26 protein-coding genes, 1 tRNA gene and 3 pseudogenes are annotated in these 24,777 nt (G+C 64.3%); 14 read left to right on the forward strand and 16 right to left on the reverse strand.

Annotated elements, in window-relative coordinates; translation table 11 throughout:
• Positions 1-39 precede the first annotated feature (39 nt).
• The 4 genes and pseudogenes from ACRQ5Q_RS03975 to ACRQ5Q_RS03990 all read right to left on the reverse strand — a co-directional run bounded on the left by ACRQ5Q_RS03975 (position 40) and on the right by ACRQ5Q_RS03990 (position 3,531).
• Positions 40-896 (reverse strand): annotated as a pseudogene (locus ACRQ5Q_RS03975) (MBL fold metallo-hydrolase).
• Between the two features lie 17 nt (positions 897-913).
• Positions 914-1,525, reverse strand: coding sequence for a glutathione S-transferase family protein (locus ACRQ5Q_RS03980; protein ID WP_439372854.1), 612 nt, complete (start codon positions 1,523-1,525; stop codon positions 914-916).
• A gap of 165 nt (positions 1,526-1,690) precedes the next feature.
• Positions 1,691-2,533: a fumarylacetoacetate hydrolase family protein gene (locus ACRQ5Q_RS03985; RefSeq protein ID WP_212342270.1), complete on the reverse strand. Its 843-nt coding sequence runs from the start codon at positions 2,531-2,533 to the stop codon at positions 1,691-1,693.
• Positions 2,534-2,679: 146 nt separating this feature from the next.
• A complete protein-coding gene (locus ACRQ5Q_RS03990; RefSeq protein ID WP_439396134.1) occupies positions 2,680-3,531 on the reverse strand; it encodes an MBL fold metallo-hydrolase in 852 nt (283 codons plus the stop codon).
• A gap of 138 nt (positions 3,532-3,669) precedes the next feature.
• Here ACRQ5Q_RS03990 and ACRQ5Q_RS03995 point away from each other — a divergent pair, with 138 nt between their 5' ends.
• Positions 3,670-4,146, forward strand: coding sequence for a DUF3775 domain-containing protein (locus tag ACRQ5Q_RS03995; RefSeq protein WP_439372856.1), 477 nt, complete (start codon positions 3,670-3,672; stop codon positions 4,144-4,146).
• A 213-nt stretch (positions 4,147-4,359) separates the two neighbouring features.
• Here the strand turns inward: ACRQ5Q_RS03995 and ACRQ5Q_RS04000 are convergent, their stop codons facing one another.
• Positions 4,360-5,142, reverse strand: a complete 783-nt coding sequence (locus ACRQ5Q_RS04000) for an SDR family oxidoreductase (protein WP_439396136.1) — start codon at positions 5,140-5,142, stop codon at positions 4,360-4,362.
• A gap of 130 nt (positions 5,143-5,272) precedes the next feature.
• Positions 5,273-5,785: a CvpA family protein gene (locus ACRQ5Q_RS04005; protein WP_439396138.1), complete on the reverse strand. Its 513-nt coding sequence runs from the start codon at positions 5,783-5,785 to the stop codon at positions 5,273-5,275.
• Between the two features lie 120 nt (positions 5,786-5,905).
• Between ACRQ5Q_RS04005 and ACRQ5Q_RS04010 the strand changes: the two genes are divergently transcribed.
• Positions 5,906-6,586 (forward strand): SDR family oxidoreductase, encoded by a 681-nt coding sequence (locus tag ACRQ5Q_RS04010; RefSeq protein WP_439396140.1) that lies wholly within the window; start codon positions 5,906-5,908, stop codon positions 6,584-6,586.
• 226 nt (positions 6,587-6,812) lie between these two features.
• Here the strand turns inward: ACRQ5Q_RS04010 and ACRQ5Q_RS04015 are convergent.
• Positions 6,813-7,286: pseudogene (locus ACRQ5Q_RS04015) on the reverse strand (aldehyde dehydrogenase family protein); the annotation flags it as partial.
• Between the two features lie 324 nt (positions 7,287-7,610).
• Here ACRQ5Q_RS04015 and ACRQ5Q_RS04020 point away from each other — a divergent pair.
• From ACRQ5Q_RS04020 to ACRQ5Q_RS04035, 4 genes are all read left to right on the forward strand, one after another.
• Positions 7,611-7,687, forward strand: a tRNA-Met gene (locus ACRQ5Q_RS04020).
• A gap of 878 nt (positions 7,688-8,565) precedes the next feature.
• A complete protein-coding gene (locus ACRQ5Q_RS04025) occupies positions 8,566-9,777 on the forward strand; it encodes an OpgC domain-containing protein (RefSeq protein WP_439372859.1) in 1,212 nt (403 codons plus the stop codon).
• Positions 9,778-9,824: 47 nt separating this feature from the next.
• Complete coding sequence (locus ACRQ5Q_RS04030) at positions 9,825-10,313, forward strand: DUF2059 domain-containing protein (protein WP_439396141.1); 489 nt, start codon at positions 9,825-9,827, stop codon at positions 10,311-10,313.
• 39 nt (positions 10,314-10,352) lie between these two features.
• Positions 10,353-10,487, forward strand: a complete 135-nt coding sequence (locus tag ACRQ5Q_RS04035; RefSeq protein ID WP_439396143.1) for a hypothetical protein — start codon at positions 10,353-10,355, stop codon at positions 10,485-10,487.
• 12 nt (positions 10,488-10,499) lie between these two features.
• Here ACRQ5Q_RS04035 and ACRQ5Q_RS04040 read toward each other — a convergent pair whose 3' ends face one another.
• Complete coding sequence (locus tag ACRQ5Q_RS04040; RefSeq protein WP_439396144.1) at positions 10,500-11,699, reverse strand: MFS transporter; 1,200 nt, start codon at positions 11,697-11,699, stop codon at positions 10,500-10,502.
• 180 nt (positions 11,700-11,879) lie between these two features.
• On the opposite strand from ACRQ5Q_RS04040, the gene ACRQ5Q_RS04045 reads away from it, so the two are divergent.
• The 3 genes from ACRQ5Q_RS04045 to ACRQ5Q_RS04055 all read left to right on the forward strand — a co-directional run bounded on the left by ACRQ5Q_RS04045 (position 11,880) and on the right by ACRQ5Q_RS04055 (position 14,824).
• Positions 11,880-12,683: an MBL fold metallo-hydrolase gene (locus ACRQ5Q_RS04045; protein ID WP_439396146.1), complete on the forward strand. Its 804-nt coding sequence runs from the start codon at positions 11,880-11,882 to the stop codon at positions 12,681-12,683.
• A 164-nt stretch (positions 12,684-12,847) separates the two neighbouring features.
• The gene (locus ACRQ5Q_RS04050; protein WP_439372864.1) at positions 12,848-13,861 is read left to right on the forward strand and encodes an alpha/beta fold hydrolase; all 1,014 of its coding nucleotides are present in this window, start codon (positions 12,848-12,850) and stop codon (positions 13,859-13,861) included.
• A 15-nt stretch (positions 13,862-13,876) separates the two neighbouring features.
• Positions 13,877-14,824, forward strand: coding sequence for a fatty acid desaturase (locus tag ACRQ5Q_RS04055; RefSeq protein WP_439396148.1), 948 nt, complete (start codon positions 13,877-13,879; stop codon positions 14,822-14,824).
• Positions 14,825-14,893: 69 nt separating this feature from the next.
• On the opposite strand, the gene ACRQ5Q_RS04060 is transcribed toward ACRQ5Q_RS04055, so the two are convergent.
• Both ACRQ5Q_RS04060 and ACRQ5Q_RS04065 read right to left on the reverse strand, forming a co-directional pair.
• Positions 14,894-15,136 (reverse strand): hypothetical protein, encoded by a 243-nt coding sequence (locus ACRQ5Q_RS04060; RefSeq protein WP_439396150.1) that lies wholly within the window; start codon positions 15,134-15,136, stop codon positions 14,894-14,896.
• A 137-nt stretch (positions 15,137-15,273) separates the two neighbouring features.
• On the reverse strand, positions 15,274-16,254 hold the full coding sequence (locus ACRQ5Q_RS04065) for a helix-turn-helix transcriptional regulator (protein WP_439372867.1): 981 nt from the start codon (positions 16,252-16,254) through the stop codon (positions 15,274-15,276).
• Between the two features lie 87 nt (positions 16,255-16,341).
• Between ACRQ5Q_RS04065 and ACRQ5Q_RS04070 the strand changes: the two are divergent.
• A pseudogene (locus ACRQ5Q_RS04070) lies at positions 16,342-16,987 on the forward strand (glutathione S-transferase family protein).
• An 83-nt stretch (positions 16,988-17,070) separates the two neighbouring features.
• On the opposite strand, the gene ACRQ5Q_RS04075 reads toward ACRQ5Q_RS04070, so the two are convergent.
• The 4 genes from ACRQ5Q_RS04075 to ACRQ5Q_RS04090 form a co-directional block, all read right to left on the reverse strand.
• Positions 17,071-17,856 (reverse strand): enoyl-CoA hydratase/isomerase family protein, encoded by a 786-nt coding sequence (locus tag ACRQ5Q_RS04075; protein WP_439372869.1) that lies wholly within the window; start codon positions 17,854-17,856, stop codon positions 17,071-17,073.
• Positions 17,857-17,868: 12 nt separating this feature from the next.
• Positions 17,869-18,975: a cyclic nucleotide-gated ion channel gene (locus tag ACRQ5Q_RS04080; RefSeq protein ID WP_439372870.1), complete on the reverse strand. Its 1,107-nt coding sequence runs from the start codon at positions 18,973-18,975 to the stop codon at positions 17,869-17,871.
• 148 nt (positions 18,976-19,123) lie between these two features.
• Positions 19,124-19,342 carry a hypothetical protein gene (locus ACRQ5Q_RS04085; RefSeq protein ID WP_439372871.1) on the reverse strand — a complete coding sequence of 73 codons (219 nt, stop codon included), beginning with the start codon at positions 19,340-19,342 and terminating at the stop codon, positions 19,124-19,126.
• Between the two features lie 316 nt (positions 19,343-19,658).
• Positions 19,659-21,104 carry a TAXI family TRAP transporter solute-binding subunit gene (locus ACRQ5Q_RS04090; RefSeq protein WP_439396152.1) on the reverse strand — a complete coding sequence of 482 codons (1,446 nt, stop codon included), beginning with the start codon at positions 21,102-21,104 and terminating at the stop codon, positions 19,659-19,661.
• A 405-nt stretch (positions 21,105-21,509) separates the two neighbouring features.
• Between ACRQ5Q_RS04090 and ACRQ5Q_RS04095 the strand changes: the two genes are divergently transcribed.
• Together ACRQ5Q_RS04095 and ACRQ5Q_RS04100 are read left to right on the forward strand one after the other, a co-directional pair.
• A complete protein-coding gene (locus ACRQ5Q_RS04095) occupies positions 21,510-21,857 on the forward strand; it encodes a DUF3307 domain-containing protein (RefSeq protein WP_439375462.1) in 348 nt (115 codons plus the stop codon).
• A 258-nt stretch (positions 21,858-22,115) separates the two neighbouring features.
• Positions 22,116-22,514: a hypothetical protein gene (locus ACRQ5Q_RS04100; protein ID WP_439372873.1), complete on the forward strand. Its 399-nt coding sequence runs from the start codon at positions 22,116-22,118 to the stop codon at positions 22,512-22,514.
• Here ACRQ5Q_RS04100 and ACRQ5Q_RS04105 read toward each other — a convergent pair.
• Both ACRQ5Q_RS04105 and ACRQ5Q_RS04110 read right to left on the reverse strand, forming a co-directional pair.
• Positions 22,511-22,825 (reverse strand): YkgJ family cysteine cluster protein, encoded by a 315-nt coding sequence (locus ACRQ5Q_RS04105; RefSeq protein WP_439396154.1) that lies wholly within the window; start codon positions 22,823-22,825, stop codon positions 22,511-22,513. The two genes, ACRQ5Q_RS04100 and ACRQ5Q_RS04105, sit on opposite strands and share 4 nt — an antisense overlap.
• A gap of 5 nt (positions 22,826-22,830) precedes the next feature.
• Positions 22,831-23,529: a helix-turn-helix transcriptional regulator gene (locus tag ACRQ5Q_RS04110; protein ID WP_439396156.1), complete on the reverse strand. Its 699-nt coding sequence runs from the start codon at positions 23,527-23,529 to the stop codon at positions 22,831-22,833.
• A 113-nt stretch (positions 23,530-23,642) separates the two neighbouring features.
• Between ACRQ5Q_RS04110 and ACRQ5Q_RS04115 the strand changes: the two genes are divergently transcribed.
• Together ACRQ5Q_RS04115 and ACRQ5Q_RS04120 are read left to right on the forward strand one after the other, a co-directional pair.
• Positions 23,643-23,918 carry a hypothetical protein gene (locus ACRQ5Q_RS04115; RefSeq protein WP_439372875.1) on the forward strand — a complete coding sequence of 92 codons (276 nt, stop codon included), beginning with the start codon at positions 23,643-23,645 and terminating at the stop codon, positions 23,916-23,918.
• Positions 23,919-23,953: 35 nt separating this feature from the next.
• A complete protein-coding gene (locus ACRQ5Q_RS04120) occupies positions 23,954-24,682 on the forward strand; it encodes a glutathione S-transferase family protein (RefSeq protein WP_439372876.1) in 729 nt (242 codons plus the stop codon).
• Positions 24,683-24,777 lie beyond the last annotated feature (95 nt).

Genomic DNA, 24,777 nt, shown 5'->3' on the forward strand with positions numbered 1-24,777 from the left:
CCAGGGGAGGATGGGAGTTCGCGGTGCAACCGCCTTACATCAAACCGCCGCACACACGAACGCGTTGCCCTTGCGCTTGATCTTCCCCACCGACGGCGACGGAAAATGCGCGGTGCAGCACAGCGTGTCGGTCTCGCAATAGCGCTCCAGGAGCTGCGGCGCGTCGTGGCCGCCCTGGCCGGATCGACGTCGAACTTGATCGACAGCTCCGGATAGAGCGTCTGCAACGGTGAGTGCATGAGGTCGCCGGAGAACACCGCGTCGTCCTTGCCGCGTCCCATCGTGACCGCGATATGTCCCGGCGTTGGCAGGATGCGGACGTGATCGCCGATCTGGTGATCATTCCCGACGAGCTCGTGCCTGTTGGCCTCGACCACCGGCAGCACGCTGTCGACGAAAGGCGGAATCTCCGTCTTCGCATTCTCGGCGGACCAGTGGTCGTATTCCTGCCTGGCGAAGACGTAGCGCGCCTTGGGGAAGGTCGGCACCCAGCGGCCGTTCTCCAGCCGCGTGTTCCAGCCGACGTGATCCACGTGCAGATGCGTGCACATCACGAAGTCGATGTCGTCGACCGAAAACCCCGCGGCGTTGAGGCCGCGCAGATAGGTGTCGTCGGTCTTCATGTTCCATTTCGGCCGATTGGGGCGCGGCTTGTCGTTGCCGATGCAGCTGTCGATCAAAACGGTGTGGTGCGGCGTCTTCACCACATAGGACTGGAAGCACAGCATCAGCACGTCGTTGTCGTCGAGTGCCTTGGCCTGCCGCATCCATGCCCGGTTCTGGGTCAGCACCTCCGGTGTCAGCCCCGGCAGCATTTCCAGCGCCGGGACGAACGAGGTTTCCTGCTCGATGACGCGATGGATGGTGAGATCGCCGACCGCGTATTTCAGGCTCATGAGAACTCCCGCGTATGTTACGCCCGAGGCGGCACCGAGATCTTCACGGAGGGCCGCTCCAGCATCTTCTGATGGAAGGCGTCGAGCTTCGGATAGGCCTTGCGCCAGCCGCAATCGGCGAAGCGGAAGTCCGCATAGCCGAGCACGCAAACGAGGCCGATCTGCGAGATGTCGAACGGGCCGTTCAGCACCTCGGGCATGTTCTCGAAGCGCGCCATGCCGGTCCAGGCCCGGTTCCAGTGATCGTCCGACCACGCCTGCCACTGCAGGCCCTGCGGCCGCACCATCTTCTCGTATCGGCACAGCAGCATGGAATCGAGCATGCCGTTGATCAGCGAATGATTGGTCTTGGCCTCCCAGCGCCGCGGCCCGTGATCCGGGATCAGGCTGCCGCCGGCGATCTCGTTGAGATATTCGACGATGACGTAGGAATCCAGGATGACGTCACCGTCATTGGTGATCAGCACCGGCAGCTTCTTCAGCGGCGTGATCTTCGAATAGTCCTCGTTGGCGGTGCCCGGCGTCACGGTCGCGGGTGTCAGCTCGATCTTGTCGATCAGCCCGAGCTCGATCGCGGCGATGCGCACCTTGCGGGCAAAGGGCGAGGCGGGGGAGAAGGTGAGCTTCATGGCGAGCATCCCAAAATGAAAGCCGTGGTTCGTCATTGCGAGGAGCGAGGCGACAAAATTGCGAAGCAATTTTGCGCTGGAGCGACGAAGCAATCCAGACTGTCTCTGTAGGACGATCTCTGGATTGCTTCGCTTCGCTCGCAATGACGGGGAGAGGGCGGAGGCTTACGCCGCGACGATCTCCTGGCGCTGCTCGCCGAGGCCCTCGATGCCGAGCGTCACGACGTCGCCGACATTGAGGAAGGTCGGCGGCTTCATGCCGAGGCCGACGCCGGGCGGGGTGCCGGTGGTGATGATGTCGCCCGGCAGCAGCGTCATGAACTGCGAGACATAGGAGACGCACTTGGCCATGGAGAAGATCATGGTCTTGGTCGAGCCGGTCTGGCGGCGCTGCCCGTTGACGTCGAGCCACATCGACAGGTTCTGCACATCCTTGATCTCGTCCTTGGTCGCGAGCCAGGGGCCGACCGGGCCGAAGGTGTCGTGCGACTTGCCCTTGGTCCACTGGCCCAGGCGCTCGATCTGGAAGGCGCGCTCGGAGACGTCGTTGCAGACGCAATAGCCGGCAACGTAGTTCAGCGCGTCGGCTTCCGAGACGTATTTGGCGCGGGTGCCGATGATGGCGGCGATCTCCACCTCCCAGTCGAGCTTGGTCGAGCCGCGCGGCTTCTCGACCGCGTCGTTCGGGCCCGAGAGCGAGGTGTTGGCCTTCATGAAGATGATCGGCTCGGTCGGGATCGCAGCGCCGGTTTCCTTGGCGTGGTCGCTGTAATTGAGCCCGATCGCGACGAATTTCGAGATGCCGGTGACCGGCGCGCCGAACCGCGGCTTGCCGGAGACGGCCGGCAGCGAGGCAGGGTCGAGAGCCGCCAGCTTCTTCAGGGACTCCGGCGAATAGGCCTCGCCCGTGAGATCCTTCACATGCGCCGACAGGTCGCGCAACTGGCCGGATTTGTCGATCAGGCCGGGCTTTTCCGCACCCTTTTCGCCATAACGTACAAGCTTCATTCTCGTTTCTCCCTGAAAGATGGACCGATCGGTTAACAGCTTCATGGAACAGCGCGGCGGGAAATTCAACCGCTCAAAACGGCGTGCATTGCAGCCCTTCATTCGGCAGGGTGGGTTAGTCGAAGGCGTCACCCACCCTGCGAAGCCTACGATTCCAGCCCCACAAACCTGAACGCGTCCCCATCCCGCTTGATATGTCCGGCCGAGAAATGTCCGCCGATCACCAGCGTCGGGGTGTCGGCAAAGCGCGAGAACACCTCCTGGCGGGTCGCCGCTGATTGGGCGGGATCGGTATCGACGACCGAGCACCAGTCGAGACGAGCCATCTGGCAGGGGTGATGGGCGACGTCGCCGCTGAGCAACGCCTGTTCGCCGCTGGATTCGATCAGGACGCTCATGTGCCCGGGGCTGTGGCCGGGGGTCGGGATCACGCTGATCTCCTCGCAAATCCGGTGATCGCTCGGGATCAGTTCGACCCGCCCCGCATCGAGGACCGGCTTCACGGAATCGTTGAACACCGCGACCTTGTCCGCCTCGGCCGTATAGTCGCGCCAATAGTCGTACTCGGTCTTGCCGAACAGATAGCGTGCGTTGGGGAAGGTCGGCACCCATCTGCCATCGACCAGCTTCGTATTCCAGCCGACATGGTCGACGTGAAGATGCGTGCACAGCACCGTGTCGATGCCGTCGGGGGGAAAGCCCGCCGCGATCATGGTCTCTAGGAACGGCGTGTTGCGGTTGTTCCAGACCGGGACGCCGCGGCCCTGCTTGTCGTTGCCGAGCCCGGTGTCGACCACGATGCGGCGCGTCGGCGTCTCCACCACCAGCGAGTGGATCGACATTTTCAGCCGGCCCTCTTCGGTGGCGAAATGCGGGATCAGCCAAGGCAGCTTCTGGATCTCATCATGGGTTGCGGCCGGCAGGATGAAGCGGGTCGAACCGACCGTCTCCATTTCAGCGAGTTTCGTGATCTTGACCTTGCCGACCGTCCAGTGCATCGGGCGTCCCCCTGTTCTTGTTTGCGCCTTCACCGTCTTGGCGCCGAAAGATGCGCATTTTCGGTCAGGGAGCGCAATGGATCATCTGGCGTGACGTTGCGTTATCCGGGGAACCGGAACCCGCGCCGAGGGGAGCCCATGCCAGAGCTTGCAATTTCCGCCGAGAAAGTCGCCTTCATCATCGAGAAGGCCCGCGAATTCGACGTCAAGGAAGGGGATGCCGATCCCGATTCGGGCTCGAATCCGAGCGATGACGATGCGGTCGATGTGCTCGAGGATGACGGCTCCGATCCCGTCGCCAGCGAGCTCGGCGGCTTCATCGTTGCCCTGAACGAGGACGAGCAGGTCGACCTCGTTGCGCTGACCTGGCTCGGTAGGGGCGACGGCACGATCGATGATTGGGATGACTTACGAGCCCGCGCGGTGGAGGCGCGGTCCGAGTATCGCAAGCCCCGGCACGAAACGGTGCACTATCTGCTCGGCGAGCCGATGCTGGGCGACCTGCTCGCCGATGGTCTCGATGCCTTCGGCATCGACTGGACCGACGAGCGCCTCACCGCCGATTCCTCCGATCCCAGCGAACGGGACGAGGACGAGCCGACGAAGCGGCGGTGATCTTGTTTACCTCGCCCCGCCAGGTAGCGGGTCTCTCGCCTCTCCCCGCTTGCGGGAAGAGGCCGGATTGCATCGAAGATGCAATCCGGGTGAGGGGGAGTCTCCGCGAGTCCGATTGCCACCGTCTTTGCGGAGAGAGCCCCTGACCCAACCCTCTCAGCGCGAGCGAAGCTCGTCGCGGCCCCGTAAGAACGGGGAGAGGGAGAGGACCAGTTACAGCGTCCCCGGGAACGCGCCGCCATCGAGCAGGATGTTCTGCCCCGTGATGAAGCCCGCCTTGGCGCCGCAGAGGAAGGCGCAGGCATAGCCGAACTCGTCGGGCTGGCCGAAGCGTCCCGCGGGATTGAGCTTGGCGCGCTCGGCAAGGATCTGCTCGGGCGTCGTGCCGCGCTTGTCGGCCTCGGCCTTCGCGGTGCCGGTCAGGCGATCGGTCTCGAACGGGCCCGGCAACAGGCCGTTGATGGTGACGTTGTTGATCACTGTCTTGCGCGACAGGCCGGCGATGAAGCCGGTGAGGCCGGCACGCGCGCCGTTGGAGAGGCCGAGGATGTCGATCGGCGCCTTCACCGCGGCCGAGGTGATGTTGACGATGCGGCCGAACTTGCGCGCCATCATGCCGTCCACGGTCGCCTTGATCAGCTCGATCGGGGTCAGCATGTTGGCGTCGATCGCCTTGATCCAGTCGTCTCGGGTCCAGTTGCGGAAATCCCCGGGCGGCGGGCCGCCGGCATTGTTGATGAGGATGTCCGGATCGGAGCAGGCCTTCAGCACGGCTTCGCGCCCCGCCGGCGTCGTGATGTCGCCGACGATCTCGGTGACCGTCACATCAGGATAGGCCTTCCGGATCTCGTCGGCCGTCTTCTTCAGCGCTTCGGCGCCGCGCGCCGTCAGCGTGACGTGAACGCCGGCTTCCGCCAGCGAAATGGCACAGGCGCGGCCGAGGCCCTTGCTGGATGCGCAGACGATGGCGCGGCGACCTTTGATCCCAAGATCCACTGTTTCACTCCCGAAAATAGCAGGCTGGTTTTGGACTGGCCGCACTCTAGCCAATCGTAGTGTCGCTGATAAGGGATCGGCCCGCGTCAAAATGCATGCGCGCCGGCGCAAGCGATGCAAATGCGCCTGATCAGATCCGCCGCTCCTGCTTCAGGCGGTCGATCACGGACGCCGCCTCCGGCGGCAGTGACTTGACTCCCATCTGGCCGACCGTGGAGAACAACGGCCGCAGATGCGAGCCGGCGAGGAATGGCGGCTGGTGGTTGGCGGGCACGATCCGGTCGAACACCAGCACCAAGGTGGTGGCGACGAGGCCGACCCTGACCGCTCCGAGGGCGGCCCCGCCGAGCCGGTCGCCGATGCCGGCCTCACCGATGGTGTCGTTCAGCGCGATGCGGCCGATATGGCCGAACAGCATGCCGACGACGACGAAGATGCCGAAGAACCAGATCCAGTTCTGCAGCAGCGGCGCGTTCGGATTGCCTGCGATCTGCGGCGCGATCAGCGGCATCAGCGCGACCGCGATCGGCGCGGCGAGCAGATAGGCGAGAATGGTCATGACGCTGCGCAGCAGGCCGGTCCTGAAACCGAGGCCCACCGCAACGGCGAACGCGGCGTAAACGGCAAGATCGAAACTGTTCATGAGCACAACCCAGGATAGATAGAACGAATGAACGCCGGGCCGGTCGTTCCGGTTTCAGATCGTTAAAATCGTCTGTATTGATGGCTGCAAAAGACCAGGGGCACGCTCGAGGACATCGTCATGCCAGGCCTATTCGACGTCAGTAAGGAAACCATCCTCGTCACGGGCGCCAGCCAGGGGCTGGGGCGGCAGTTTGCCCGGGTGCTGGCGGCGCATGGCGCCGCCGTCGCGCTCGCCGTCACCGACACTGCCTCGATCGCGAAGGCCGTCGATGCGGCGGAAGCCGCGCTCGGTCCGGTCACGGTGCTGATCAACAATGCCGGCATCGCCATCGAGAAGCTCGCGACCGAGCAGACCGAGGCCGATTGGGATTCCGTGATCGGCGCCAATCTCAAGGGCGCCTATTTCCTTGCGACCGAAATCGCCCGCCGCATGATCGCGCGCAAGCAGGACGGAAACATCGTCAACATCGCCTCCGTGCTCGGCACCGGCGTGCTCAAAGCGGTCTCGCCTTACGCGATCTCCAAGGCCGGCATCATCCAGGCGACGAAAGCGATGGCGCTGGAGCTTGCGGGACAAAACATTCGCATCAACGCGCTCGCGCCCGGCTATATCGACACCGAGATGAACCACGCCTTCTGGTCGACGCCCGCGGGCGAGCGATTGACAAAGCGCATCCCCCAGCGCCGCGTCGGCGCCGAGTCCGATCTCGACGGCGCGATCCTGCTGCTGGCATCGAAGGCGTCGCGATATATGACGGGGAGCGTGGTGACGGTGGACGGCGGGTTCCTGCTGAATTGAGACTCCCTTCGCCTCTCCCCGCATGCGGGGAGAGGCCGGAATTTGCGTGAGCAAATTCCGGGTGAGGGGAGCCTCCGCGTGAGGGGAGCCTCCGCGTCTCCAGATGTTGACACAGGTACAGCTCCATCCACATCGTCATTGCGAGCGCAGCGAAGCAATCCAGGCTGTAGCCGCGGAGGGTCTCTGGGTCGCTTCGCTGCGCTCGAACTGACGCGTCGTTCGCCCGTTACGACATCAACCGCATCAACTTCTCCAGCCGCGCGATCTTGCCGCCATAGGGCGGATAGAGATCGGCGAGGCGGTTGAACTTCGAGCGGTAGAACACCGGCTTCAGCTTGCTGAACGTGCGAAAACCCCATTCGCCGTGATAGACGCCGCTGCCGGATGCGCCGACGCCGCCCATCGGCTGGTTGATTTGTGCGAAGTGAAACAGGCAGTCGTTGACGGTGACGCCGCCGGAGATGGTGCGCGCCAGCACCTCGTCGCGGGCCACGCGGTCCCTGCCGAACCAGTACAGCGCGAGCGGCCGCTCGCGCGCGTTGACGAAGGCGATCGCCTCATTTGAATCGCGAGTGTCCAGCACCGGCAGCACCGGGCCGAAGATCTCCTCCTGCATCACCGCCATGGCTTCGGTCGCACCGAGGATCAGCGTCGGCGGGAATTTGCGGTGCGCCTTCCAGTTCGGATCGTCCGCCTTCGCCAGCGCGTGGTCCATGACCTTCTTCCTCAAAAGGCGTTTGCCCCGATTTTTGTTGCTGCAAGCTGGCGCTTTGCGGAACTTCTGGCAAGTCCGGGGCAAATCGACCGGAATCCGGTCCCTCTACCTGTCATAAAGTCGAAAAAAACGTCCGCGCAGCCCTTTCCAAAGGCAGCCCGCCTTGATACATACCCCCCGCACCCGACGGGCTTTGCCCCGGGTAGCCTTCCAAGGAAGCCTTTGGGACGGAAGAGAAAAGCCACGCGAACAGCGCCGGCCCTCATCCACCGTCCCCGGCTTTTCGACGAAGGCAAAGCGACGGTTTAACGCGGGGTGGAGCAGCCCGGTAGCTCGTCAGGCTCATAACCTGAAGGTCATAGGTTCAAATCCTATCCCCGCAACCAAATTCGGATTTTACCGGATCCGATACGAAAACGGCCCGCTCGATGCGGGCCGTTTTTGTTTTTGGAGCCGCCTCAGTCGCGCAGAGCCGCTCGACCAAATCGGCTTTCCCGGATGTCACCGCAATAGCTATACCGTCGCCATTGCCCCTGCCGTCCTACCTTCCATCAAGTGAGCTATCCGATGATCGAGGTCGAGCTTGTCAACGTGTTCACTCAGTTGCGGCAGGGCGGCAATCCCTGTCCCATTGTCATCGATGCATCGAACCTTCCTGCTGCGGGGATGCAGTCGGTAGCTCAGCATTTTAAGCACGAGTCGGGCTTCGTTCTGCCGACGGCAGGCCCGTCGGCTGCCTGCTCGGAGGTTCTGTGGCGGCCGTGGAGTCGCATGTCTTGCAGCTCTGAGCAAACGAGGGCCGCGGCCGGTTGACACATCACTTCGCGCCGCGATCGCGATCGCCTCAGTGGCGCGCGGCCGCTGCAGCAGAAGGCCGGGGCGACGCTGAACGAGATGCTCGCCCGCGGCGACGCGCTGACCTGACCTTCGGCGTTCAACGGTTTGGCGTGCGATCATACCGCCACACCGTTATTTTCGCTCGAGGAGCGTCTTTTATTTCATAATCAAATCAATGGTTTATTCTTAAGAATCTACTGTGCATGGGGTTGTTTTCGATATTTTCGTCAGCCGGTCGCCGCTTCGGCGCGGTCCGGCGGTGGCCGGCGCCGTCGCGGGCGAACAAAGTCCCTTGCGCGGACACAGAGGTCGGCTACCGTGGGCGGGCAGCTGTCCATCGGGTCAGGGTGACCTTTTGATTTGCATTTTTTAGCATTCCATTTCGCCGGCGCCGCCACGGCGCGACGCCCACCGGAAGAGGGGGGCCATGATTACAAAGGACCAGTCAGCACTCCATGCGCCGATCGAGCGCGACCTGCGGCTCGATCTGTTCCGTGGCATCGGGTTGTGGATGATCTTCCTCGACCACATCCCGCACGACGTCGTGGCCTGGCTGACCTTGCGCAATTACGGCTTCAGCGATGCCGCTGAGTTCTTTGTCTTCATCTCCGGCTACCTGGTCGGCTGGATCTACGGGCCGATCGTCGCGGGCGGCTGGTTTCTCGCCGCGCTCAAGCGGTTGTGGCGGCGGGCGGCCGAACTGTATGTCGCCCACATCATGCTGTTCCTGCTGTTCACCGCGCAGATCGCGCGCACCGTGCGACGCTTCGACAATCCGATGTACGAGCACGAGTTCAACGTGTTCAATTTCCTGTCGCATCCGGACGAGTTGATCGGCCAGGCGATCCTTCTGAAATACAAGCCGGTCAATCTCGACGTGCTGCCGCTCTACATCACGCTGGTGTTGGCCTCACCCTTCATCGTCTGGTTTCTGGTGCGCCGGCCCAACCTGACGCTCGCCGGCTCCGTCGTGCTCTATGTGCTGTCGCGCTGGTTCGACTGGAACATCGCCTCCTATCCGCCCGGCACGAAATGGTACTTCAATCCGTTCTGCTGGCAGCTGATGTTCGTGTTCGCAGCCTGGTGCGGTATCGGCCAGATCGAGACGATTGCGAAATGGGTCTGGTCCAGGACGACGATGGCGCTCGCGGCGGCGTGGCTGGTGTTCGCGCTGCTGATCGTGATGACCTGGCACATCCACGCGCTCGAGGCCCTGATCCCGAAATGGATGATCAAGCTGATCTACCCGATCGACAAGACCGACCTCGACATGCTGCGGTTCACGCATTTCCTGGCGCTGGCGATCTGGGTGACCTATTTCATCTCGCGCAAATGGCGGGCGCTGCATAGATCCTGGCTGCGGCCGGTCATCCTCTGCGGCCAGCATTCGTTGCCGATTTTCTGCCTCGGTGTGTTCCTGTCGTTCTCCGCGCACTGGATCCTGACGCAATACACAAAGGGCGTCTGGGAGCAGTTCGCCGTCTCCATCGCCGGCATCGTCATCATGGTCGGCGCGGCCTGGCTGCTTGGTCGGGCCGAGCGCGTGCCGAACCTGTTCGTGAAGGTGACGGAGATCGAGCAGCCGGAGCTGGCTGCCGAGAGCGGCGCAAGCGCCACCGTCGCCCCTGCGAGCCGCTGAAGTATCGCGCCGCCTGCTTCTCACGGACAGGTCCAACGGAGAGCTCAATGTCCAGACGTTTGTTGACGATCGCCGGCACTCTCCTGTTTCTCGTCTGCGACGCAGCGGCACAGGCGCCGTCGCCCGAGGCGATGAGCGTGGCGCGCAAGCTCGTCGTCACCTTGAAGATTCCCGACCAGTATCGCGCCTTGCTGCCACAGCTTCTGCTCAAGCTGCGGCCCGTGGTCTCCCAGGACAGGCCGGAGATCGAGCGCGACTACGATGCAGTGACGGCGCCCGGCTCGGAGATCTATGCTCCGTTCGTTGCGTCCATAGTCGAGCAGATCGCGGCGCTCTATGCCCAAACTTTCACGGTGGACGAGCTGCGCCAGATCGACAGCTTCTACGCCGAACCGGCGGGCCGAAAGCTCCTGGAGAAGTCGGATGCGCTGGCGCAGGCGAGCGGGCAGATCAGCCAGGACGTCAGCCAGAAGGCCGCAGACGAATTGAAGCAGCGTCTCATCGAGGCGCTGCGTCAGAAGGGGCACAAGCTTTGAGGTTCGTCCCGGGGCGATCGGCACGAAGCTTTCGAGGGGATGACCGCCGCGGTCGGTGGCAACGGCATGAAGCCGGTAATCGATCGCTTGTTCGGCTTCGACGCATTGCCCAATGCGCTGCGGCTGATGCAGCAGGGCGGCCATTTCGGCAACATCGTGGTGGAATTTTCCTGAGGTCTGTTCGTCTCAATACTTCTTCACCGCTGCTCCGAACGCCAGCCAAAGCGCGGTCGACGCGAGGCCAAAGCTGCCGAGCAGGAGGAAGGTCGGACCGTAGCCGATCCATTGCGCGATCCAGCCGCCGAGCGCGGGACTGAGGCTGCCGCCGACACCCTGCACCGTGATCACCGCACCCTGGCCTAGATTGATGCGGCCGGTGCCGTTGAGCGAACGCGCGATCATGCCGGGGACGGCGACCGTTTGCAGTCCGGTGCCGATGCCGTCGAGCACCTGCATCGGCACGACGCCCCACCATCCCGTGACGAAGAAGGCGAGCACGCCGCGGACCGGCAAGAACATGAAGGAGACCAGGATCACCGGCCAGTAGTTGCGCTTGCCCGCGACCTGCATCGCGATGAGCGAGGTCACGATCATCACGCCTTGCGCGATCACGACAGTGGTCGCGACGAAGCTCGGTCCGTTGGCCTGTCCCTCGGCCACGGCCGCAAGCCCGTAGAGCGGCACGATCGCCGCATTGCCGAGATGGAATAGCGCCAGCGCCAGCGCCAGCACCAGAAGCGGCTTGTGCTTGAGGAGGACGGACATGCCGTCCGGAGGAGCCTTGCTGTCGTCTTCCCGGCTGCCGCGTGCAGCCCGATCATCGATCGATTTCGCCGGGATCATCAGCACGCAGGCGATCGCGATGGCGCCGAACACGGCCGCCAGCACGAACACGGAGACGTAGCCGAAGTTGTAGCCGAGATAGCCCGACAGTGCCGCGCCGACCATGTTGCCGGCGTGGTTGAAGGCCTGGTTGCGTCCGTTCAGCGCGTTGAAGCCCTTTTGCCTGGCAATGCCGAGCGTGATGCCGGTGACCGCCGGAACGATGGCGGCGCTCGCCAGCGATTGCGCGACCTGGGAGAACGTCACCGCCCAGAAATTTTGCGAAATGAGGATGATCGCGGAGGCCGCGACCACGCAGATGCCGGGAATGACGACCCACATGCGCTTGTTGCGGCTCGCATCGATGAAGCCGCCGATCGGCGTCGTGATCAGCATGCCGGCGATGTTGCCGATCGTCATGGCGGTGCCGATCAGCCCGCTCGCCCAGCCGCGCTCCTGCAGGAACACGCCAACGAAGGGGCCGATGCCGGACTGCATGTCGGCCATGAAGAAATTGACTGCAAACAGCGGCCAGGTGCGGGTTGCTGGGGGGCGCGATGTCATCGAGACGCTGAAATGTTCCTGCCGTCGAGTAGGTCTCGTGCAAAAGCCGATCGTGATGACCGGCCAATTGCGCCGGCATGGACCAGAACGTAACCTGCGATAATAGCGTTGGTTCCTAACCGCTTGCCTCGGCGGGACGATGTCGCGTCACGCCTTTCCGGCTTCTATCGGATCCTGACCATGCCCCTCTGGACTTGCGAAACCTGCGGAGCGCAATTCTCGGACAGCGGACGACCGCCCGAATGCTGTCCGATCTGCGAGGACGAGCGGCAATTCGTGAACTGGAAGGGACAGACCTTCCTGACGCGCGAGGCGCTGGCGGAAGGTCACCGCGTGGTCTGGCGCGACGATCTCGGCCTCACCGGTCTCGGGCTCGAGCCGGGCTTTGCCATCGGCCAGCGCGCGCTGCTGGTGCCGCTCAGCGACGGCTGCATGATGTGGGACTGCGTGCCGCTGGCGACGCCGGAGGCGATCGCTCATGTGCGCGCGCTCGGCGGGCTGAAGGCGATCGCGATCTCGCATCCGCATTATTATGGCGCGCTCGCCGACTGGAGCGATGCCTTCGGCGGTGTGCCGGTCTATCTGCACGCGGACGATGGCCAATGGGTGACGCGGCCACATTCAAGGATCGTGCACTGGACCGGCGATCAGCACCGCATCTCCGACGATGTTCTGCTGCTGCGCACCGGCGGCCATTTCGCCGGCGCCACCATGCTGCACTGGGCACGCGGCGCGGAGGGCAGGGGCGCGCTGCTCACCGGAGACATCGCGCAGGTGACGATGGACCGCCGCTTCGTTAGCTTCATGTACTCCTACCCGAACTACATGCCGCTCAACGCAGCCGCGGTGTGGCGGATCGCCGACGCCGTCGAGCCGCTCGCCTTCGAGCGCATTTATGGCGCCTGGTGGGGACGCAACATCGCCAGCGGCGCCAAGGCCGCGTTCGCGGCATCGGTGGCGCGATATCTCGCGACCATCGCCTGAAACCGGCGCCGCCGACCGGATTCATCTTGCTGATTTGGAATAAATGGACTAAAGGTACAGTTATTGAGCGTGGCGCGATGGCCGCATCTGCGGGCCGGCACAATCGATGCATCGGCGTTTCCGCGGCGCGTTGTGGAGCCGCGTGACCGAGGATGAGACGCAAAATGGCTGAGCGCGACTACGAGATCTTCGAGGCCGGCGACGTCGCGCTCCAGTCCGGCGCCGTCGTCCCGAGACTGAAGCTCGCCTACAAGACTTACGGCACGCTGAGTCCGGCCAGGGACAACGTCATCCTCTATCCCACGTCCTTCAGCGCGCAGCACTTTGACACCGAGTGGCTGATCGGGCGCGATGGCGTGCTTGACCCCTCGCGCTATTTCATCGTCATTCCGAATCTGTTCGGCAACGGCCTGTCATCGTCGCCATCGAATTCCGCCGCGCCGTTTCCGCAAGTCACCTATCACGACGCCATCGCCGTCCAGCATCGCCTTCTCGCCGAGCGCTTCGGCATCACCAAGCTCGCGCTGGTCTATGGCTGGTCGATGGGCGGCATGCAGGCCTATCACTGGGCGGCGCTGCATCCTGACATGGTCGAGCGCGCCGCGGTCGTCTGCGGCAGCGCGCGTTGCGCGCCCTACAACTATGTCTTCCTGGAAGGCGTAAAGGCGGCGCTGACCGGCGATCCCGCTTTCCAGCATGGCCGTTTCGTCGAAAGGCCCGTCGCCGGCTATCGTGCCATGGGGCGCGTCTATGCCGGCTGGGCGATGTCGCACGGCTTCTATCGCGACGAGCTCTGGCGCGAGGCCGGATTCACCTCGCTTGAGGATTATCTCGTCCGGGCCTGGGACCGGACCTTCGCCCGGCGCGATGCCAACGATCTGCTGTCACAGATCGGCATCTGGCAGCGCGGCGACATCAGCCGTTGCGAGGCTTTCGGCGGCGATCTCGATCGCGCGCTCGCGGCAATCACGGCGCATATGCTGCTGATTCCGGGCGCGACCGATCGCTATTTCGACGTCCGCGACAACGAGGATGAGCTCGGCAAGCTGGTCAACGCAAAGTCGGCCGTGCTGCATCCGATCCCGTCGCTGCACGGCCATCGTGCCGGCAATCCCGTCAACAATTCGCGCGACCAGGCCTTCATCAAGGCCGAGATCGCAGCGCTCCTCGCCAAGTAGCACAGGCATCCGATCATGACCGACGCGACCGTTTCAGAGCCTGGGCATCGCCTGAAGCCGCTGAGCCCGGCGATGCTGCGCGAATTGTCGGTGCGCTCGAACCTCAGGGGGGCGGCGCAAAGCCTCGGCCATTACGGCGTGATCGCGCTCGTCGGCACTCTGATCTGGTTGGTGACCTCGCGCTACGGCGCGCTCTCGGCGCTGCCGCTGATGGCAGTGCAGGGCTATGTCGTCGCCTTCCTGTTCATGGCGGTGCACGAGACCGCGCACAAGACCGCGTTCCGAAGCCGCGGCTTCAATCTCGCGGTCGGCTATCTCTCGGCCTTCATCATCGGATTGCCGTACGAATATTACTGCCTGTTCCACTGGGACCATCATCGCTACACCCAGGATCCGGAGAACGATCCCGAGCTGATCGTCGGGGTGAAGCCCACGTCGGACGCCCAACTCGCGATCGTCTATAGCGGCGTGCTCCAGGTCGCCGGCCGTCTTCGGCTGATGCTCGGCCATGCCGTCACCGGCAAGGTCGTCGTGCCCTGGATCCCCGAAAACAAGCGCGCCACCATCGTGGGCGAGGCGCGCGCCTATGTCGCGCTCTACGCACTGTTGCTCGCGCTGGCGCTGTGGTTCGCCTCAGTGCTGCTGATCTGGGTCTGGATCGTGCCGCTCGTGATCGGGCAGTTCTTCCTGCGGCCCTATCTCTATGCCGAGCACACCGGTTGCGACCGTACCCGCAGCGCCTTTCAGAACACCCGCACCACCTATACCGCCGCCATCGTCAAATGGTTCGCGTGGAACATGCCCTACCATGTCGAGCACCACGCCTACCCGTCGATTCCGTTTCACGCCCTGCCGAAGCTGAACGAGATCGTCGACGGCGAGATCGTCCATCGCGGGCGTGGTTACATCCAAACGACGCGCGAGACCTGGGCCTGGCTTCGCCGGCAGCGGCAAACCGGCTGACGAACAGCTTGCATAAACGCAAAAACTCCAGCCGCGAAGCGACCGGAGCTTTGTCGTAAGAGCGAGATATCAGTAAATCCCGTAGGCGCAGACGTTCACGACCCGGACGCGCACGCCGTGACGGGTCTGGACGACGCGCTCCTGGTAGCAATTGCTGACGCCGCTATTGACGTAGATGCCGCCATAACCCCAGCCCGGGCCCCAGCCATGACCCCAATGATGGAAGCCGTGAGCCGAAGCGGCGGTGGGCGCGAGAGCGGCAGCGCCGAGCGAGCCGGCGGCGATCAGACCAAGAGCAAGCTTACCAAACATCTTCATTCTCCAATGTGGCGCGAAGCCGTTGTTGTGTCCCTGCATCTCGGTCGGGTTGAGCCGCGAATGCGTTCACGGCGGTGCTTGAGAATCGTGTTTCAGGATTGTTTCGTCCGCTGCGGAAAGGCGCGCCGCCGTCAGGCTTTCCGCGCCGCCCCATAGCGCGCGGCCATGACCCGGGTCATCTCGGCCATCTTCTCGCGGAGGTCTGCGGGCTCCAGCACCTCGGCCTCGGGACCGAGCCGCAGCAATTCGGCTGCGGCGTGCCATGACGTCTTGCCGGTCGGCACCCGCGCGATGCGCCAGCCGTCCGCATCGGTGACATCTTCGATCTCCGTGCGCGCCTTGACGTAAGGCTGGCTCAAGGCGTCCAGCAGCTTGACGCCGAATGGCGACAGCCGGACGACCGCGACATTGGGATGCATCTCCGCTTCCAGGCGAAGTGTCGCGGCCTGCCAATATGCAGCGAGATCGAAATTGGCGGGACGCTCGAAGCGGTCGTCGAGCGCAGTACAGTCGAGCACGCGCGCGACGCGATAGGTCCGCACGCTGCCGTCGACCCGCCCGGCGAGATACCAGCTGCCGCCCTTGAGCACGAGGCCGAGCGGGGCGACACGGCGCTGCTTCTCCGAGCGCCAGCTCCGATAGCGGATTTTGATCAGCGTCCCGCGCAGCACAGCGCCCGCGACGGTGCGAAGATGGGTTGGCTCCTCCGCCTCGCCGAACCAGCCGGGCGCATCCAGGTGAAAGCGCTCCTGCATGCGGCCGGCGTCTTCGCGCAAGTTCGCGGGCAGCGCCGCCATCAGCTTGTTCTGCGCGGCGATCATTGCCGCGTCCAGCCCCAGCGCCGCCGCCGGCCCCGGAAGTCCCGCGAGGAACAGCGCGCCGGCTTCGCTCTGCGACAGGCCGTTGAGCCGGACGCGATAGCCGTCGAGCAGACGATAGCCGCCCTCCGCGCCGCGGTCGGCATAGACAGGGACGCCGGAGGCCGCGAGCGCGTCGATGTCGCGATAGATCGTGCGCACCGAGACCTCGCAGGCCTCCGCGAGCTCGGGCGCGGTGACCTGTCCCCGGGCCTGGAGAGTGGTGAGGATCGACAGCATCCGGCTCGCGCGCATGCTTTCTTAAAACATACCTGACACAGGATGTCAGGTATGGATCGGTAAAAGATGCGCCTCGCCAGACGGCACCCGAGGAGCCCCGCCATGATCGATTCGAACCGCATCACGCTGTATTATTCGCCACAGACACGCGCCACCGGCACGCGGGTGCTGCTGGAGGAATTGGGGGCGCCCTACGATCTCCATGTCCTCAACATGAAGGCCGGCGAACAGCGTCAGCCGGCCTATCTCGCCCTCAATCCGCTCGGCAAGGTGCCGGCGGTCCGCCACGGCGAGGCGCTGGTGACCGAGCAGGTGGCGATCACGATCTATCTCGCCGATCTGTTTCCGCAAGCGGGCCTCACGCCCGCGCTGAACGATCCGCTGCGCGGCCCCATATTTGCGCTGGATCGCCTATTACGGCGCCTCGTTCGAACCGGCCCTGATCGACAAGTTCATGCACCGCGAGCCGGCGCCGATCACGCAATCGCCCTATGCCGACTACGACACCATGCTCGGTGCGCTGGAGGCGCAGCTGTCGAAGTGCCCGTATCTGCTCGGAGAGCGGATGACGGCTGCGGACGTGCTGTGGGGCGTCGCCTTCAGCTGGACCATGATGTTCGGCATCGTGCCGAAGAAGGACGTGTTCGTCCGTTATGCCGAGCGCATGACCGCGCGCCCGGCATTCCAGCGCATCACTGCGGCCGATGAGGAGATGGCGGCGCAGCATGCCAAGGCGGCTGGGGTCTGAGCCGGCGCCTCAATCTCCGCTGTGGTCCCGGACAAGCGTAAGCGCGGATTGGGCGCGCTTGTCCGGGACGACGGCGGGGCGATTCAAAACCGCGGCTCACGCTTCTCCGCGAACGCCTTGATGCCTTCCTTGATCTCGTCGCCGCGCATGCTGTCGCGGTGGCGCCGGTCGGCGGCCTGCTCGTCGAGCTCGCCGCGCGCGAACTCGTTGATCGCGCGCTTCATGCCGCGCATCGCCTGCGGGGCGTTGCCGGCGAGGATATTGGCGAGCCTGTCGACCTCCTCGTCAAGCGTCTCTTCCGGCACCATGGCGGTGAGATAGCCGATGCGCAGCATCTCCGGGGCGCTGATCTTCTGCGCGGTCAAGAACAGCTTCTTGGCATTGTCGACGCCGAGCCGGGTGACGTAGCGTTTGATCCCGCTCGGGTAATAATGCAGCCCCAGTCGCGCCGCCGGCATGAACATCTCGGCGGTGTCGACGCCGATGCGGAAATCGCAGGCGAGCGCGAGGTCGGTCGAGCCGCCATAGACGCCGCCGTTGAGCCGGCAGATGGTCGGGACACCCAGGTCCTCGAGACGGTTGACGACGACTGCGAAGGCCGAGCCCGCGCTCTGCTGCTCGTTCGCGCTCACCGCGCGCTCGGCGACCGAGTTGAGGTCATAGCCGGCGGAGAACGCGCGGCCCGTGCCGGTCAGCACCAGCACGCGGATGGCGGGATCTGCCTCGACACGGTCGAACAGTTTCAGCAGTTCGCCGAGATCCTCGGCCTGGAGCCGGTTGAGATGCTTCGGTCGGTTGAGGCGGATGGTGGCGCGTGCGCCCGCGATGTCGAGCACAGGGCTTGAGGCCGCGTCGGCGGTATCCGACATTCTTGTCTCCTTTCATTTGTTCTCGAGCGCGCGCCGTTTGGCCTCGGCATCGATGGTCTCGGCGAGATCGGGATGCCGCGCCATCAGCACGCGGAAATCGACGAGGTCGAGCACCAGCAGCCGCGACACCTTCGTGGTCGAGACGTTGGCGCCCCGCATGTTGTTGCCGAGCAATGCCATCTCGCCGAAGAAGGCGCCTTCGCCGAGCTGCACCTTCTTGCCCGGCAGGTCGACCTCGACCTCGCCGGCGGCGATGAAATACATGCAGTCGCCCTGCGTGCCCTTGCGGATGATCATGGTGCGCGCCGGCAGCTCCATGGTGCGCAGCATGTGGGTGACGTCGGCGATGGCGGCAGGTCCGAGCGCGGCGAAGAACGGCACCTTGCTGACGGATTCCCAGGTCTTGAGGAAATTGTCGCGGCGGGTCTCCGCGGCAAAGCCGGTCGCCAAGATACCGGTCCAGAGGCCGAACACGCCGAGGCCGGAGATCATCACCAGCGCCGCCACGATGCGACCCAGCGGAGTGACCGGCACGACGTCGCCGTAGCCCGTCGTGGTGAGGGTTACGACCGCCCACCACAAAGCGTCCGGGACGCTGCCGAACGTCTGCGGCTGCACGTCCCGCTCCAGGAAATATTCGGCGACGGAGGCGAGGAAGACCACCATCAGGAAGATCACGAGCACGCTGACCAGCGGTCCCGATTCCAGCACCAGCACGCGGCGGAGCTGACGCAGGCCGGGAATGCCCGGCACCACCTTCAGCCCCCAGAGCACGCTGAGCAGCCAGGCCGTCTTCGGCTCGACGCCGAGAACCAGCGCGGCCGGCACGGCCAGCGCCCCGACCGCGTCGACGATGCCGGCCGAGGAGGACATGTAAAGCGCAAGGCGCCCCGTTCGCGCCATGTGGCGCAGCCGGACCACCCATTCGAACACGAAATAGACGAGACAGGCCCAGAGCAGGCCGTGGACCCAGCCGCGCGCCTCATTGGCGCGGTTATCCGTCAGCAGCACCATGCTGAGCACACCGACGCCGACGGCCACATAGGCCGCCTTGGTCATGTTGCGGCCGGCCGTGGCGGCCGCAAACTGGGCCAGAGCGGAGATCAGCGGCTTGAACATGCAGGAAGGCGGCTCGTCTTGGTTCTTGGGCCCCGGCTGGGATCCCGGCGCCAAAGTGCCCGCCCGCGCCAAGGCCGTCAACGACGGGCGCGGGCGGCAGCATCGTCGAATCGGGGAGCGAAGGCGGGGACGGCGGCCGGCCGAGTCGCTACCTGAAATGCGGCGGCTCGTCGTAGCCGCGGCGGCTGCTGAAGAACAGCAGGACCATCAGGCCGATGCCGACGATCACGGAAAATCCTGCCCCCAGGGCGAGGGCCACATAGCCTTCCGTCGGGATCGGCTCGCCTTCGACCGCCATCGCGGAATAAGCGAAATAGCCGACCGCCCCGAGCATTCCCAGGAGGAAGATCATGAGGAGGATACGCATGGTGCGTTTCTCGGGTTGTATCTGATAGCCAACGGTTGCGGATTGGGCCGGTTCCTGGCGGCCGGCCCTTGATGAGAGGGGCCCCTTCGACAGTTCCGGGCTTGGTGGCCGCGCATTGCTTATGCCGCCTCGGCGGCGGTCCGCGCGCGCCTCGTCCCTCGAGACGACCGCTCCGCGGTCTCCTCATCAGGATGAGGCTAAGCCCCACCGGTATCGTCCCTGCCGCGTACTCCGCCCTCATCCTGAGGAGCCCGCCAAAGCGGGCGTCTCGAAGGATGGCGGCAGGGAAAATCCGCCCGGCCCTCGAGGGCTGCCATCAAGCGCTCTGCGCGGTCTTCACCACCACGACATTGCTGTCGTCGTGCGAGGGCCCTGCGGCGTCGCGGCCGGTCTTGTCGGCTTCGCCGGCGTGGCGCTTGAGATAGTCGCGGCGCATGCCGATCTCGTCGCGGACGAATTCGTAGCCGAGCTTGAAGGTGTCGAGTCCGTCGGTGCTGATCGTACCGTCTCTGAGCCCGATAACGGCGCCGCGTAAGATGCCTTCCAGCTCGTCCTGCAGACATTCGAGCTGGTCCAGCGAATGGGCGTGCTCGATGCGCTCGCCGATGTCGAGAATGGCGGTCGAGAGTTCGCTGGCCTTCTCCGGCGCGATCCTCGTGATCTTGGCGTAGATCGCGGCGAAGATCGAGCCGATGACGCTGAGCGCGGCGGCGCCCAGATACATCAAGTCGCTGTACTTATCCATGAACGACTTGGTGTCGTCGTTGATGTAGTCGGCCGCACCCTGATGCGCCATCACGAAGGCGTCCTTCTCGACGGAGGCCGGCTCGATCCTGCTGGCGAAGCCGTTGTCGAGCCCGAGGGCGGACTTGTTCTCGTAGATGGTGCGTGCCAGTTCGCCCGCCGTGGTCACCGACATCCGGGATTGCGTGACCAGCAGCCATTCGAGCCCGATGGTCTCGAGATCGTCGTCGGGAATTTCCGGCGAGGCCGACAGCGTTCCTGCCGTCAGCGTCTCCTCGGAAATGCCGGGGAATTTGCGGGCCAGCGCCTTGGCTTGGTCGATCGCGTTGAGGGTGAAGCCGCCGCGTTTGGCGACCTGCTCATAGCTCTTATCCCGCACCGCTTTCGAAGCGTGGACGATGGCGATCACCGCACCGAGGCCGTTTGCCGGCGCAAACAGCTTGTCGAGCGTTGCGCCCTGCGGCGCCAGCTGGACCTTTGCGGCATCAAGCCCGTCGGGAATGTCGAGGATGCCGCGGACGAAGGCGAGAGAGGATTCGTTCTCGGCGAGGACCGCAACCTTCTTCTTCTTCAGCTCGGCGAGCGATTTGATCTTCTTGTTGCCGGGACCGAGCAGGAGCACGAGGTCGTGCTCGAGGATCGCAAGCGTGCGCGCCCGCAGCGGCACCTTGGCATCGGTGCGCAGCACGGCGAGGTCGGCCTGCCTGCGGTCGAACTGCGCGAGCGCCTTGGCGTTGTCGGGATTGTTGACGATCTTGATCCGGAAGCGGGAGGCGTTTTTTTTCATCACCGTCGCGAGCTTGGTAGCGAACAGCGCCTCTTCGCTGTTGGGGGCGCCGACGGCAAAGGTCAGCGTCTCCGAACTGTGCAGCAGGGCACGGCCGCCCCAGACGGTGGCAAGCGACAGCAGCAGGGTCAGCACGATGTAAAGCAGCACCTGCTGCTGATTGGTCTTGATCACCTTGGCACGCCGCGGCGGCGGCTCGGTCGGGGATGAGGTCGGGCCTTCAGTACTCATGGCAGCACTCTTGGCCTTATTTTTCGGCGGTGGGCGGCTCGCTCTTGTGAGCGATGCGGATGCCCCGTAATTCGTAAACGCCTGAAAAGAGAACGATATTCTCTGCCACCGATGATAGCGCGCCGATACCGGAATGCAAATTTCGAGCCGCAGGTAACCTTACTCGGCGCGGGAGCAGCGATTGGTCATCCTATCGCCAGTTAGCCACAGTTTACGATTTTCCGGTTCCCCCCGGCTGCATTCCGCCGCGGGAGATGTCATAAATTATCCGTCCCGGCGATTTGGCCGGTCCAAGAAGAAGCTGCGCTGAACGCTCCAATCTTTCTTGTCACGTCAATGAGGGCGTCAGCTTTGTCGTTTCCATCCCTGTCATCGGCGGTTCCGGTCGAAGCGCTCATTGGCTGGATGCTGTTGCTCACCTTCAAGCACATCATCGCCGATTTCGTCCTCCAGACGGCCTGGATGGCGCATGGCAAGGACCAGAAGCACGGCTGGGCCCTGCCACTGCTGGTGCATTGCCTGGTCCACCTTGCGGTGGCACTGCCGCTGATCGTGATCGTCGCGCCGAAATTCTGGTTCGTGGCCTTCATCGACTTCGTGATCCACATCACGATCGATCGCGCCAAGGGCTTCGTTTCCGCCAATTTCGGGGTCGACCTTGCGCATCCCTGGTTCTGGACCCTGATCGGCATCGACCAGGCGCTGCACCACCTGACCGGCTTCGGTCTCTCCATCTTCATGGCGGCGAACTGAGGGGGCCACGGCTGGCTGCTCGGCCTTCATGGTTCGAGACGCGCCGTTGAGGGTCGGGCATTTCACCAAGAGCCAGGGCCTCATCCTGAGGGCCCGCCGAAGGCGGGCGTCTCGCAGGACGGCCGCAGGGAAGCTGCCGGCCGGACCCGTCTGATTCGTGGCCAGGGCGCAAGGGAGCCCCGGGTGACTACCGCCCGGCGTGGTTAACCTTTCATTAGAGAATTGCGCTGCATCTTCCCGACACGAGGGAGAACTGCAATGTTTTCAAGCCGCGACGCCTTTGAAAGCGATTTCTGCCCGGTTCGCGACGAGCTCCTTGGCGAGATGTATCGCGCCAGCGAGAGTGGCCTGCCGAGGCTGGTTGAGAGTGTTTCCCCTGACGCGCGCGCCAGGCTGGCGCTGTTCTGCTACCGACGCAGCCATCTGCACTCGCTGGCGGTCGCGATCGCAGCGAGCTGCAGGGAGCGCGACCTGATCGACAACGGCGGCCGCGTCGGCTCGACGCTCTACGCACTCTCGCGTGAGAGATCGGTCAAATCGTCGCCATCGCTGTCGGGTGGCCGCAAGCCGATCACGCTGTCGACCAAGCCATTGTCGGTGCTCGCACCACTCGATGACGAGATCGACGACGAGATCAGCGAAGCCGTCCCGGCCTAAATCGGTTCGATCGCAGGAAGCTTGAACTTCCGCCGCGCCATCGCGCATTCGGCATCGCCCGGCATGCAGGTGCGGCACACCTCCGGTCGCACCTCATAGATGCCGCAGGCGGTCGCTTGTCCGATCTCTCCCTGCAACGCCGCGCAGCGATCGCCCTCGCAGCGCATGCCGGACTGGCGGTCGTTGACCAACACCTCCGGAATCGCCGCAAGCTCCTCGTCGCTCTCGATCGAGAAGCGCGGCCAGTTCTGCGAATAGCCGCAGCAGGCGCCGCAGCTCTGGCAGCAGCTCGACAGATCTGTCTCTTGCATCTCGCTCACGTGTCCTTCGGCGGGCCCCAGACCAGGCTCTGCCGCCATTTCGCGCGCAGCACGTCGCGCCTTTCAGGATATCTCTCGTCGAGATAGGTTGCGTCCACCACGCGGTCCGTGCGGAAGCTGCGGAAATCGCTGCGCAGCTCGCACCAGGCCGCGAGCAGGCGCACGGCTTCGAGATAGCCGACAGAGATCGGCCAGATCATGCGTTCGCTGGCCCGGCCCTGCTCGTCGCGATAGCGCAGCATGATCTTCTTGCCCTCGTGGATCTGGGTGCGCGTGCGCACCATGTCGAGGCGATCAGGCTCCCTGTTCCAGCTCGGCCGCGCCCGGCTCGCCGGCTCCAGCACGAAGGGACGCAGGCGCTCGGGGACAGTGTCGGCGATCTTGGCCATCAGGTCTTCGGCCGCGCGCGCCAGCGCCGAATCGGCATGGCCCGCAACCCATTGCGCGCCCAGCACCGCCGCCTCGATCTCGTCGGGCGTCAGCATCAAAGGCGGCAGGTCAAAACCCTTTTCCAGGATGTAGCCCATGCCCGCCTCGCCGCGGATCGGCACGCGCTGGCCGATCAGCGTCGCGATATCGCGGTAGATCGTGCGCTTGGAGGTCTCGAGCTCGGCCGCGATCGCGTCCGCCGTCAGCGGCTTACGCGTGCGCCGGAGCAGCTGGATGATCTGAAACAGCCGGTCGGCACGTCTCATGACAATTCTCTTCTCGAACGACGGATCAGAAATCGGCGCATGGCTGCTGACAGGATGTTGGCAGCAGGGGGCTTCTATACCGGGACAACACATCGACTGAAGAGGGTTTGTCCATGATCACTCCAATCCATCTCGGCCTGGCCGGTCCGCTGTGGCGGGCGCAGCAATGGCAGGACCAAATGTTGCGGGCTTGGGCGTTTGGCCGCCTCGTTTCGCTCGATCTCATGGCCGTCGATCTCCGATTTGCACTGGCAAGCGTGGTGGCACGCTCGCTGACCCAGGCCGCGGACGCGCTGGTCCGTCACTTCATGGGCCGCGCCTGGCAGGGGGCCCGTTTCGCAGAAGATATCACGGCTGCTGCCACCATGGTGGCAGCAGCCCGTCACTAGGTTCCGTCAAACTTGGCAGGTTCAGGAGAGCTTTCATGATCACGCTTTACGGCTTTGGCACCGGCTTCGGCCTGCCGGAAATCAGCCCCTTCGTCACCAAGACGGAGGTGCAGCTCAAGATGGCGGGACTGCCGTACCGGAAGGAGCGCGCGATGCCGCCCGCTTCGCCCAAGGGGCAATTGCCGTTCATCGACGATGGCGGCGAGGCTGTGGCCGATTCCACCTTCATCCGAGCCCATATCGAGCGCCGCTACGGTTTCGACTTCGACGCCGGCCTCTCCTTGGCCGAGCGCGCGCAGGCCTGGGCGTTCGAGCGGATGATCGAGCATCATGTCTATTGGGCCCTGGTCGGCGCGCGCTGGGTTGATCCGGTCAATTTCGCCAAGGGCCCTGCGCATTTCTTCGACGGCGCGCCGGAGCACAACCGCGAAAAGCTGCGCGAGGACGCACAGTTCCGCGTCGCCGAGAATTATCTGCTCTCCGGCCTCGGCCGCCATGCGCCTGATGACGACATCGACCTCGCCGTCCGCTCGCTGTTCGCACTTTCGGTGCAGCTCGGCGACAAGGCATATCTGATGGGCAACAAGCCCTGCGGCGTCGATGCGACCGCCTTCGGCGCCCTCGCAGGGATCTTGACGCCGTTCTTCGAATCCGGGCTGCGGCAGCGGGCCGAGGGATTTCCGAACCTCACGGCGTATGTCGACCGCATGATGGACAGCTACTATCCGGAGTTCGCCTGGACCCCGCTGCGGCAAGCGGCGTGAGTCTGCTGCAATGAAGCTCCTCTCGCGCTCCGAAGGAGGTCCGTTCCCTCCCCCACAAGGGGGGAGGGAACGGAGAGAGCGGTGATGTTGGCTTA

This window comes from Bradyrhizobium sp. PMVTL-01 (assembly GCF_051861855.1).
Lineage (GTDB): Bacteria > Pseudomonadota > Alphaproteobacteria > Rhizobiales > Xanthobacteraceae > Bradyrhizobium.

Bases quoted from the DNA above. Each gene is read 5' to 3' on its own strand.
- ACRQ5Q_RS04065 (WP_439372867.1), bottom strand. From the start codon at position 16,254: ATGCGCGCGAGCCGGATGCTGTCGATCCTCACCACTCTCCAGGCCCGG.
- ACRQ5Q_RS04075 (WP_439372869.1), bottom strand. From the start codon at position 17,856: ATGTCGGATACCGCCGACGCGGCCTCAAGCCCTGTGCTCGACATCGCG.
- ACRQ5Q_RS04005 (WP_439396138.1), bottom strand. From the start codon at position 5,785: ATGAACAGTTTCGATCTTGCCGTTTACGCCGCGTTCGCCGTTGCGGTG.
- ACRQ5Q_RS04095 (WP_439375462.1), top strand. From the start codon at position 21,510: ATGCTGTTGCTCACCTTCAAGCACATCATCGCCGATTTCGTCCTCCAG.
- ACRQ5Q_RS03980 (WP_439372854.1), bottom strand. From the start codon at position 1,525: ATGAAGCTCACCTTCTCCCCCGCCTCGCCCTTTGCCCGCAAGGTGCGC.
- ACRQ5Q_RS04120 (WP_439372876.1), top strand. From the start codon at position 23,954: ATGATCACGCTTTACGGCTTTGGCACCGGCTTCGGCCTGCCGGAAATC.
- ACRQ5Q_RS04045 (WP_439396146.1), top strand. From the start codon at position 11,880: ATGCCCCTCTGGACTTGCGAAACCTGCGGAGCGCAATTCTCGGACAGC.
- ACRQ5Q_RS04085 (WP_439372871.1), bottom strand. From the start codon at position 19,342: ATGCGTATCCTCCTCATGATCTTCCTCCTGGGAATGCTCGGGGCGGTC.
- ACRQ5Q_RS04035 (WP_439396143.1), top strand. From the start codon at position 10,353: ATGACCGCCGCGGTCGGTGGCAACGGCATGAAGCCGGTAATCGATCGC.
- ACRQ5Q_RS04110 (WP_439396156.1), bottom strand. From the start codon at position 23,529: ATGAGACGTGCCGACCGGCTGTTTCAGATCATCCAGCTGCTCCGGCGC.
- ACRQ5Q_RS04050 (WP_439372864.1), top strand. From the start codon at position 12,848: ATGGCTGAGCGCGACTACGAGATCTTCGAGGCCGGCGACGTCGCGCTC.
- ACRQ5Q_RS04115 (WP_439372875.1), top strand. From the start codon at position 23,643: ATGATCACTCCAATCCATCTCGGCCTGGCCGGTCCGCTGTGGCGGGCG.
- ACRQ5Q_RS04025 (WP_439372859.1), top strand. From the start codon at position 8,566: ATGATTACAAAGGACCAGTCAGCACTCCATGCGCCGATCGAGCGCGAC.
- ACRQ5Q_RS03995 (WP_439372856.1), top strand. From the start codon at position 3,670: ATGCCAGAGCTTGCAATTTCCGCCGAGAAAGTCGCCTTCATCATCGAG.
- ACRQ5Q_RS03990 (WP_439396134.1), bottom strand. From the start codon at position 3,531: ATGCACTGGACGGTCGGCAAGGTCAAGATCACGAAACTCGCTGAAATG.
- ACRQ5Q_RS04100 (WP_439372873.1), top strand. From the start codon at position 22,116: ATGTTTTCAAGCCGCGACGCCTTTGAAAGCGATTTCTGCCCGGTTCGC.
- ACRQ5Q_RS04090 (WP_439396152.1), bottom strand. From the start codon at position 21,104: ATGAGTACTGAAGGCCCGACCTCATCCCCGACCGAGCCGCCGCCGCGG.
- ACRQ5Q_RS04030 (WP_439396141.1), top strand. From the start codon at position 9,825: ATGTCCAGACGTTTGTTGACGATCGCCGGCACTCTCCTGTTTCTCGTC.
- ACRQ5Q_RS04105 (WP_439396154.1), bottom strand. From the start codon at position 22,825: ATGCAAGAGACAGATCTGTCGAGCTGCTGCCAGAGCTGCGGCGCCTGC.
- ACRQ5Q_RS04055 (WP_439396148.1), top strand. From the start codon at position 13,877: ATGACCGACGCGACCGTTTCAGAGCCTGGGCATCGCCTGAAGCCGCTG.
- ACRQ5Q_RS03985 (WP_212342270.1), bottom strand. From the start codon at position 2,533: ATGAAGCTTGTACGTTATGGCGAAAAGGGTGCGGAAAAGCCCGGCCTG.
- ACRQ5Q_RS04060 (WP_439396150.1), bottom strand. From the start codon at position 15,136: ATGTTTGGTAAGCTTGCTCTTGGTCTGATCGCCGCCGGCTCGCTCGGC.
- ACRQ5Q_RS04040 (WP_439396144.1), bottom strand. From the start codon at position 11,699: ATGACATCGCGCCCCCCAGCAACCCGCACCTGGCCGCTGTTTGCAGTC.
- ACRQ5Q_RS04080 (WP_439372870.1), bottom strand. From the start codon at position 18,975: ATGTTCAAGCCGCTGATCTCCGCTCTGGCCCAGTTTGCGGCCGCCACG.
- ACRQ5Q_RS04010 (WP_439396140.1), top strand. From the start codon at position 5,906: ATGCCAGGCCTATTCGACGTCAGTAAGGAAACCATCCTCGTCACGGGC.